Annotated in this window: 8 protein-coding genes; 7 read left to right on the top strand and 1 reads right to left on the bottom strand. The window is 66.1% G+C overall.

Features of this window, described 5'->3' with window-relative positions; genetic code table 11:
- The first annotated feature begins 50 nt into the window (after window positions 1-50).
- The 4 genes from QOJ24_RS27260 to QOJ24_RS27245 all read left to right on the top strand — a co-directional run bounded on the left by QOJ24_RS27260 (window position 51) and on the right by QOJ24_RS27245 (window position 3,590).
- Window positions 51-443: a Zn-ribbon domain-containing OB-fold protein gene (locus QOJ24_RS27260; protein ID WP_526266763.1), complete on the top strand. Its 393-nt coding sequence runs from the start codon at window positions 51-53 to the stop codon at window positions 441-443.
- 195 nt (window positions 444-638) lie between these two features.
- Window positions 639-1,091: an STAS domain-containing protein gene (locus QOJ24_RS27255; protein WP_526266758.1), complete on the top strand. Its 453-nt coding sequence runs from the start codon at window positions 639-641 to the stop codon at window positions 1,089-1,091.
- Window positions 1,092-1,305: 214 nt separating this feature from the next.
- Window positions 1,306-2,409 carry an alpha/beta hydrolase gene (locus QOJ24_RS27250; protein ID WP_526266756.1) on the top strand — a complete coding sequence of 368 codons (1,104 nt, stop codon included), beginning with the start codon at window positions 1,306-1,308 and terminating at the stop codon, window positions 2,407-2,409.
- Between the two features lie 41 nt (window positions 2,410-2,450).
- The gene (locus QOJ24_RS27245) at window positions 2,451-3,590 is read left to right on the top strand and encodes a flavin-containing monooxygenase (protein ID WP_526266754.1); all 1,140 of its coding nucleotides are present in this window, start codon (window positions 2,451-2,453) and stop codon (window positions 3,588-3,590) included.
- Here the strand turns inward: QOJ24_RS27245 and QOJ24_RS27240 are convergent.
- Window positions 3,569-5,755, bottom strand: coding sequence for an MMPL family transporter (locus QOJ24_RS27240; protein WP_526266753.1), 2,187 nt, complete (start codon window positions 5,753-5,755; stop codon window positions 3,569-3,571). The two genes, QOJ24_RS27245 and QOJ24_RS27240, sit on opposite strands and share 22 nt — an antisense overlap.
- 127 nt (window positions 5,756-5,882) lie before the next feature.
- On the opposite strand from QOJ24_RS27240, the gene QOJ24_RS27235 reads away from it, so the two are divergent.
- The 3 genes from QOJ24_RS27235 to QOJ24_RS27225 are packed head-to-tail and all read left to right on the top strand — an operon-like array spanning window position 5,883 to window position 8,403.
- Window positions 5,883-6,719, top strand: a complete 837-nt coding sequence (locus QOJ24_RS27235) for an extracellular catalytic domain type 1 short-chain-length polyhydroxyalkanoate depolymerase (RefSeq protein ID WP_526266751.1) — start codon at window positions 5,883-5,885, stop codon at window positions 6,717-6,719.
- 39 nt (window positions 6,720-6,758) lie between these two features.
- A complete protein-coding gene (locus tag QOJ24_RS27230) occupies window positions 6,759-7,703 on the top strand; it encodes a DUF808 domain-containing protein (protein ID WP_526266750.1) in 945 nt (314 codons plus the stop codon).
- A 16-nt stretch (window positions 7,704-7,719) separates the two neighbouring features.
- Entirely contained in the window at window positions 7,720-8,403 is a 684-nt protein-coding gene (locus QOJ24_RS27225) for an ANTAR domain-containing protein (RefSeq protein ID WP_526266748.1), read from the top strand.
- Window positions 8,404-8,413 lie beyond the last annotated feature (10 nt).

The following is an 8,413-nucleotide window of genomic DNA, read 5'->3' as shown; positions in this document are numbered from 1 at the left end:
GTACTTTGCTCGTTATGGCAGACGAGGCCCCACCTGAAATTCCGGCCCGGATGTTGCCCGCGCTCAACGAACACAACCGGGCGTTCTGGACCGGGGGTGGCGGCGGTCGGCTGCTGATCTCTTGGTGCGCGCACTGCGAGCGGTGGACTGCACCGCCCGCCGGGGAGTGTCCCGACTGCGGCGGAGCCCTCGTTGCCCGGCCGGTTTCGGGCCGGGGGACGGTCTTCACGTACACGGTCAATTACCAACCGTTCAACCCAGCCGTGCCGGTTCCCTACGTGATCGCGATCGTCACGCTGGACGAGCAAACCGACCTACGGATTGCGACGAATATCGTTGACTGCGCACCGGATTCGGTTTATATCGGACTTCCGGTCGAGGTGCGTTTCGAACATGTCGACGGCGACGACGTCTTCGTGCCGGTGTTCGCTCCGCGCCCGTGAGCGCGGTCGAAGGCTAGTGGTGAGCCAATCTGCGAAGATGCACACTGCATTTCGGTACAGGAAACGAACAGCTTTGCGTCAAGACTTCGCCGGGCGCGCCCCGTGTTGCGCAGCGCCGCGTTGTCTGAAAGCGTAGTTAGCGTCAGGGAAACGGTTGAGTTCACAGCCTGCACGACCAAGCAGGCAAGGAGAACAATGACCACCGACAGTGTTTTGGAGCAGCCCCCTGCGCGCGCGAACTTCGATAGTCGCGGCATTTCTGTTTCCGTCGAGTCCCAAAAGCCGACGACCGTCATCAAAGTCAGCGGCGCCATCGACACATCGAACAGCGACTTCATGGCAACGGTTCTGCGCGGGTTCGCCACCAGGAACGACCGATTCGTCGTGGACATGCGTGGGCTCGATTTCGTTGGCACTCACGGTGTTCGAGTGTTGGTCGACTTCTACCTGCAATGCCGGCGAGACGGTGCCGCGTGGGCTCTCGTGCCCTGCCCGATGCTCCTTCGGCTTCTCGCAGTCATCGACGTCGGTAGGCATCTGCCGGTATCGGACTCGGTCGACGACGCGGTTGCGTTCCTTCGATGGGGTGTGATTTCGCCGGACCTGCCGAAATTGGCGCTGGTGGCCCCCGAGAAACTGCGCTGCTGAGTGCGTTTGGCGCTTCGCGCGGCGCGTCCGAACCGCGTAAGGCCCGAGACTGCACATAGATCGTGAAATGGGGTGAACCGCGATCTCTCAGCAGGCTCGGCGGCTACCGGCGGCTACCGGCGGCCGGCAATCAGGTTTCGGCCCGGCGATCGCGGGGTAAATCAAATGCGCTGCAGCCAGTCGGCGGAAATGTTCCCTTTGCGAAGGAAAGTCGATGCCGATTCATCCGACTGATGTCCTGCTGGCCTCTGCCAGGCTGTATTCGTCGCTTCCCGTGATTGGTAAGCACCTCGAACCGTTTGCCGGCCTGACCGCGATGGCGCTCTACGGCGGTCACTACGCGCCCGCGGCGATGCGAGCCGCCGTCACCCGCCGCACCGGTTGGGGTCTGCCGAAGCATGACACCGCACCGGAGGTGGCTCCGGTGGCGACGGCAGGCAGCCGCATCCCTCCGTTCGTGCGGGCCAGTGGGCAGCGGCGACGCTGCCTGCACAGCAGGGCGGTTCAGTACGGCGATCATCCGGCCCAGCTTCTCGACGTCTGGCGCAGGCCCGACCTGCCGCCAGGCGCGCCGGTGCTGTTGTTCGTGCCGGGCGGAGCCTGGGTGCAGGGCACCCGCGTCCTGCAGGGTCACACGTTGTTGTCCCACCTGGTCAAGCAAGGCTGGGTGTGCTTGACGATGGACTATCGGGTGTCACCGGTGCACCGGTGGCCCCGCCACATCGCCGATGTCAATGCGGCCATTGCCTGGGCGCGGGCCAACGTCGGGCAATACGGCGGAGATCCCGAATTCGTGGCAATCGCGGGCTGCTCGGCGGGCGGCCACCTGGCCTCGCTCGCTGGCCTGACACCTGGGGATCAGAGGTTCCGAGGTGAGCTCGCCGACGACGCCGACACCTCGGTCGACGCGGTCGTCAGCATCTACGGTCGCTATGACTGGGAGGACCGGTCGACGGCTACCCGCAGGAATTTTCAGGGTTTCCTGGAACGGGTCGTGGTGGGGCGTAGGCAGTCTCGCCATCCGGACGTCTTCGCCGCGGCATCGCCGATAGCGCGCATCCACGAAGACGCGCCGCCGTTCTTCCTCATCCACGGCGATCAGGACACCATCATCCCGGTGCGGGAAGCGCGCCATTTCCGTCAGGCCCTCGAGGCCACGTCGCGCAATCCCGTTGTCTATTCCGAGATTTCGCGCGCGGGCCACGCCTTCGATCTCGTCGACACCTCGCACGCGCGGCGCTGCGCGGTGGAGGTGACCCGCTTCCTCGACGACGTGCGGGCCCGTCAGGCAGTGAGCCGTCCCGCCGCCGCGGTCTGACGCGCATCGCCATCACCGGAGCGACCAGACGCCCGCCGTAGATGGCAGCAGAGGAACGGGTCGTCGTCGTCGGCGCGGGGCCATGCGGACTGGCCATCGCCCGTCAACTCAAAGACGCTCAAGGAATCGACGCGCTCGTCGTCGATCGAGCCGATGCGCCTGTGTCGGCATGGCGCAACCGTTACGACGGGTTCCGGCTGAACACCTGCGGATTTTGGTCTCATCTACCGGGACAACGTATTCCGCGCCGCTACGGCCGATGGCCCAAGCGCGACGACATGGTGGGCTACTTCGACGATTACGTGCGACGCCAAGGCTTGCGGTTGGCCCTGGGTGTCACTGTCAAGCGGGTGGACCGCGACGGCGATCACTGGCGCGTCGTCACCGACGGGCAGGAGTTGACCGCAGCGGCGGTGATCGTCGCGACCGGCAACTACCACACCCCCATGCTGCCGTCATGGCCCGGCAGGGAGAGCTTCGGCGGAGAGTTTCTGCATTCGGCGTGCTACCGCAACGCGTGGCCCTTCGCGGAACGCGACGTGCTGGTGGTCGGCTCGGGTAACTCCGCAACGGACATCGCTCTGCAGCTGAGCGACGGAGTCGCACGGCGGGTCAGAATGGCTGTCCGCAGACCACCGCACCTGGTGCCGCGCTCAGCGGCAGGCGTGCCCGTGGACGCGTTCTCCGCGCTGTTCAGCCGATTACCGGTGCCGGTACTGGACAACGCCGCCAAGGTGATGCAGCGGCTGTGGTTCGGCGACCTCAGCAGCGCCGGTCTTCCCATGCCGCGCCAAGGCATCTACTCGGCACTGCTGGAAGACGGCCGCATCCCGACGTTGGCCGATGAACTGGTGAGGCACGTCGAGGATGGGCGCATCGAGATCGTCGCCGCCGTGGATTCGTTCGACGCGGCCGGCGTCGTGTTGACCGACGGTACCGTGATCGGACCCGAAGCCGTCATCGCCGCGACCGGGTACCACACCGGCCTGCAGTCGCTGGTGGGCCATCTCGGCCTCCTCGACGATGTGGGGCGACCGGTCGTGAACGGCTTGCCGAGTGCGGCAGCAGGACTGTGGTTCGCCGGCTACGAGGAGCCCCTCATCGGCCCGCTGCGATCCTTCCGGTTGCAGGCCTCTCCGGTCGCCGACGACGTCGTTCGCTACCTCGATGCCGCCAGCTGATCCTCTGAGGCTTCCAGTTTGGTGCCTTCGATATCGACGTCGGGCACGTACTTGTCGAACCACTTCGAGTGCGCCCAGACCCTGCTGCCCAGCACACTCATGATGGCCGGGATGAGCGTCAGCCGAACGACGAATGCGTCGAGGAACACGCCGACGGCAAGTGTCAGACCGACCGATTTGATGATGGGATCGCCACCGGCGAGGAATGCCACGAAGACGCCGAACATGATCAGCGCGGCGGCGGTGACGACTCGCGCGGACAGCCCGACACCACTGCGCACCGCGTCGAGCGCGTCGCCGGACTTGGTGAGCTCCTCCTTCATCCGTGAGACGACGAAAACCTGGTAGTCACTGGAAAGCCCGAAGATGATCGCCAGCACGATAATCGGCAGGAAGCTGATCGTCTCACCGGGTGTCACTCCCAAAAGATCTGCGCCCCAACCCCATTGGAAGATGGCGACCTGCACGCCCAGGGCGGCGAACACCGACAGCAGGAAGCCGACGATTGAGGTGATCGGCACCAGCGCGGCTCGGAAGGCGACCGTGAGCAGCACGAAGGCCAGTCCCACCACCACGATCAGGAATACCGGTAGCGCCGCGGCCAGCTTGTCGGAAGTGTCGATGTTGGACGCGGTCGTGCCACCGACGAGGATCGTCGCACCGGTGTTGCCTTCGATGGCGGTGCGGTCGCCGCGGATGCGGTTCACCAGATCGGCGGTGGCCGTGTCGTTCGGGCCCGTCGTCGGGATCACCTGAATGACTGCTGCGCCGTTCTGGCTCGCCGCGAGCGCGGCGGTCACCACTCCCGGCTCCTGCGCAAGACGCGCTGCGATATCGGCGGCAGCGTTCGGGTCGTTGGCCTTGGTCAGGTCGGTGACCACGAGAAGCGGGCCGTTGAAGCCGGCACCCAGGTGCTGCGACGTGGTGTCGTATGCCCTGCGCGATGTGTTCGACTCCGGCTGCGAAGCGCCGCTCGGCAACCCGAGGTGCAATCCGAAGGCGGGCAGGCCGAGAAGGAGCAGCGCGGCCACACCCGCGATCAACAGGGGTTTCCGCATGCTCACCACGAAGCGTCCCCACCGGGCGCCCAATGTCCGGTGCGGCGTGAAGGCCGCCACCTGCGCAGTCTCCTTCGCTCGATCGAACGGTGTGGGGATGAACTTCGCGACGCGGCCGCCCGCGATGCCGAGCAACGCCGGAAGCAGGGTCACCGCGATCAACAACGCGATCAGGACCGACACCGCGGCCGCCAGTCCCATGTAGGTCAGGAACGGGATGCCGACGATGGACAGCCCGCACAGAGCGATGATCACCGTGAGGGCGGCGAAGACCACCGCGCCGCCCGCAGTACCGACCGCCAGGCCTGCAGCCTCCTCCTTCGGCCGCAACAGAAGCAGATTGTTCCGGTACCGGTTCAAGATGAACAGCGCATAGTCGATGCCACAGGACAAACCGAGCATCAGCGCGAGAGACAAAGCGGCAGAGGGCATGTCGACCAGTGCCGCGACGGCGAAAATGCCCAGGGCGCCGATGCCGACGCCGATACAGGCGGTGATGATCGGCAGCCCGGCAGCGACCACAGCGCCGAAGGTGACCAGCAAGATCACGAAGGCGGCGATGATCCCGATGATCTCCGGTAGTTCGGGGACGCTGACCTTGTACCCGGGGAACACGCTGCCCGAATAGTCGACCGTCACCCCGGCCGTCTGCGCCGGCTGCATGGCCTCCTGCACGGCCTGCAACGCCGTCTCGTCGACCTCGCCGGGCTGGGCCTTCCACTGCAGCGTGCCGAGGCCGACTCGACCGTCGGGGGAGGTTAGTCGGGTTTGCGTTGGACCGGCCGCGAGCGCGATCTGCGGAATGGACCCGACGTTGGCGATCGACCGATCGACGGCGGCCGCGAGGGCAGGATCGGTCAGCCTCGCCCCATCCGCTGCCGCGAAGGTGATCTGCGTCTGCGCACCACTGAACGCGGGCAGCTTCTGCGCAAGCTGCTCGACGGCCCGCTGCGACTCGGTGTCGGGAATGGAGAAGTCGTCCTTCGGCTCGCCGCCCAGACCGAGGCCCGCAAGCGCAACACCGATCAGCACCGCCATCCAGGCGCCGAGCACCAGCCAGCGCCGACGGAAACTGAACGCGCCGACGGCATAGAGGTACTTCGACATCTGCTTCTCCTCGGAGTACATAGGAATGGGGGATGTGTTCAGCGATTGATTCCCGGGTGGGGGGAGCCTTATGCCGCGTTCGGTGGCGGCCAACTGTGAGGTTGCACACCTGCGCCTCGGTCGTGTGATGGCAGTCGCCGCCGTGCTGGCGTGCTGCGGCATCCTGGGCGTCGTTCGGGCACCGGTCAGCCTCGGCATGGATACCGCGGGCACGCTTGCGTCCGGTGGTCTCGATCGCACTTACGTGGTGCACGCCCCGGCCGGGGTCGACCGTCCGACCGGCCTGGTCATCAATATGCACGGCGCCGGAATGACCGGGGCCGAGCAGGCTTCGCTGACGAACTACAACGCCGTCGCCGACCAGCATGGGTTCGCGGTGGTGTACCCGGACGGCATCGATCTCAGTTGGGCCGACGGTCGCGGCGCATCGTTACCCGACCGCCAAGGCATCGACGACGTGGGTTTCCTGGTTTCGCTCGCCGACCGGCTCACCGCGGACCTGAAGATCGATCCGGGCAAGGTGTTCGCGACGGGATTGTCGGCGGGGGCATTCATGGCAACGCGGCTCGCGTGCCAGCGCGCCGATGTCGTCGCCGCCATCGCACCGGTCGCCGGGTCCCTGGGCTCGGCAGTGACGTGTGCTCCTTCCCGCCCGGTATCCGTCATCGCAACCCACGGAATGGCGGACCCGGTGGTGCCCTACAACGGTGGCGGCATGGTCGGACGCGGTGGCCCCAGCGACATCGTGGCGCCGCAGGCGATGGTCGGGCGGTGGCGGGACCTGGACCACTGCCCGTCGGCTCCGGTCGAGGACGTCCCTACCCCGGGGGTGCACCGCTTCACGTCGACGGGCTGCGCCAACGGCACCGAGGTGGTGTTCGTCGGAGTCGACGGAGGCGGACACGGGTGGTTTGGCGGGGCGTCGGACGTCAGCGCACAGTTCTTCGCCACCCACGCCAGGTGAGCCCTTCGCGGTAACCTGGCCCGCAATGACGGAGACGCGATGAGCGCCGGCCTGTTCGGGCTCCTTGACGACGTTGCCGCGATCGCGCGGATGGCGGCCGCCTCCGTCGACGACATCGGGGCGGCGGCAGGACGCGCGACGGCCAAGGCCGCCGGGGTGGTGATCGACGACACCGCGGTGACCCCGCAGTACGTGCACGGCATCGCCGCAGAGCGTGAACTGCCGATCATCAAGCGCATCGCCATCGGATCGTTGCGCAACAAGCTGTTGTTCATACTCCCCGCGGCGTTGCTGCTCAGCCAGTTCGTGCCGTGGGTGCTGACCCCGATCCTGATGCTCGGCGCGACCTACCTCTGCTATGAGGGCGCCGAGAAAGTGTGGGGCCGCATCAGCGGCCACGACGCCCACGCCGCTCCGGTCGCCGAGAAGGGCGAAGACGCCGAGAAGTACATGGTGACCGGTGCCATCCGGACTGACTTCATCCTGTCGGCCGAGATCATGGTGATCGCCCTCAACGAGGTGACAGACCAATCGTTTCTGCCGCGGCTGATCATCTTGGTCATTGTCGCGTTGGTGATCACCGCGGTGGTCTACGGCGTCGTTGCAGGCATCGTCAAGATGGACGATGCCGGCCTGCGCCTGACTCAGCGCTCATCGACGTTCGCACAGCGCGTCGGCCGCGGGCTGGTGGCCGGGATGCCCAAGCTGCTGTCGGCGCTGTCGACGATCGGTACGGCGGCGATGCTCTGGGTCGGCGGCCACATCTTGCTGGTCGGGACCGACGAGCTCGGCTGGCATGCCCCGTACGCCGTTGTTCACCACTGGGAAGAAGCCGTCCATCACGTCGGAGGCGTCGGCGGTGTGCTGGCCTGGCTGGTCAACACGGCGGCCTCGGCGGTGATCGGTCTTGTGGTCGGAGCCGTCGTCGTCGCGATCATGCATCTGGCGCACCGCGTCAAAGGACGCTCGCGGCAACCGTCTTGATGGAACAATCACACCCATGACGAAGCCGGATTCGGCCCGCGGTCCCGAGGCCGAGTTGTCCGCAGCCGCGATTCAGAACCTGAACGTTGGCAGCTTCCGCTTCTGGTTCGTCGGTCAACGATGGGAGTGGTCCGACGAGGTGGCGCGGATGCACGGCTACGAGCCCGGTTCCGTCGTGCCCACCACAGAACTGCTTCTCTCGCACAAACATCCCGACGACCGACAGCACGTCCAGGACCAACTCGACCATCTGTTGCATTTCGGCGGTTCGTTCTCCAGCCGCCACCGCTTCATCGACACCGGGGGCCGCGAGCACACGGTCATCGTGCTTGCCGACCGGATGCTCGACGACAGCGGTGCTCTTGTTGGCAGCGAGGGCTACTACATCGACCTGACGGACACGTTCCACCAGGCTCGCAGGCAGGCACTCGACGACTCCCTGCCGGAACTGTTCGAGGCGCGGGCGGCCATCGAACAGGCGAAAGGCGCGCTGATGCTCGTCTACCGCATCAATGCCGAGGCGGCGTTCGAGATCCTGCTGTGGCGTTCCCAGCAGACGAACACGAAATTACGGGCGCTCGCCGCCCAGGTCGTCGCCGAACTCGACAGCCTGCGCTATGAGCCGGACAACTTGAGGCGGGAGTTCGATCATTTGCTGCTGACCGTGCACGACCGCGTTGGAACTACTCGCGACGGTTAGTCTTTCGACT

This window comes from Mycobacterium sp. (assembly GCF_032159775.1).
In the GTDB taxonomy this organism is placed as follows: Bacteria; Actinomycetota; Actinomycetes; order Mycobacteriales; family Mycobacteriaceae; genus Mycobacterium.
This window is presented reverse-complemented; position numbering and strand designations above follow the sequence as displayed.

Bases quoted from the DNA above. Each gene is read 5' to 3' on its own strand.
- QOJ24_RS27260 (WP_526266763.1), top strand. From the start codon at position 51: ATGTTGCCCGCGCTCAACGAACACAACCGGGCGTTCTGGACCGGGGGT.
- QOJ24_RS27255 (WP_526266758.1), top strand. From the start codon at position 639: ATGACCACCGACAGTGTTTTGGAGCAGCCCCCTGCGCGCGCGAACTTC.
- QOJ24_RS27250 (WP_526266756.1), top strand. From the start codon at position 1,306: ATGCCGATTCATCCGACTGATGTCCTGCTGGCCTCTGCCAGGCTGTAT.
- QOJ24_RS27245 (WP_526266754.1), top strand. From the start codon at position 2,451: ATGGCAGCAGAGGAACGGGTCGTCGTCGTCGGCGCGGGGCCATGCGGA.
- QOJ24_RS27240 (WP_526266753.1), bottom strand. From the start codon at position 5,755: ATGTCGAAGTACCTCTATGCCGTCGGCGCGTTCAGTTTCCGTCGGCGC.
- QOJ24_RS27235 (WP_526266751.1), top strand. From the start codon at position 5,883: ATGGCAGTCGCCGCCGTGCTGGCGTGCTGCGGCATCCTGGGCGTCGTT.
- QOJ24_RS27230 (WP_526266750.1), top strand. From the start codon at position 6,759: ATGAGCGCCGGCCTGTTCGGGCTCCTTGACGACGTTGCCGCGATCGCG.
- QOJ24_RS27225 (WP_526266748.1), top strand. From the start codon at position 7,720: ATGACGAAGCCGGATTCGGCCCGCGGTCCCGAGGCCGAGTTGTCCGCA.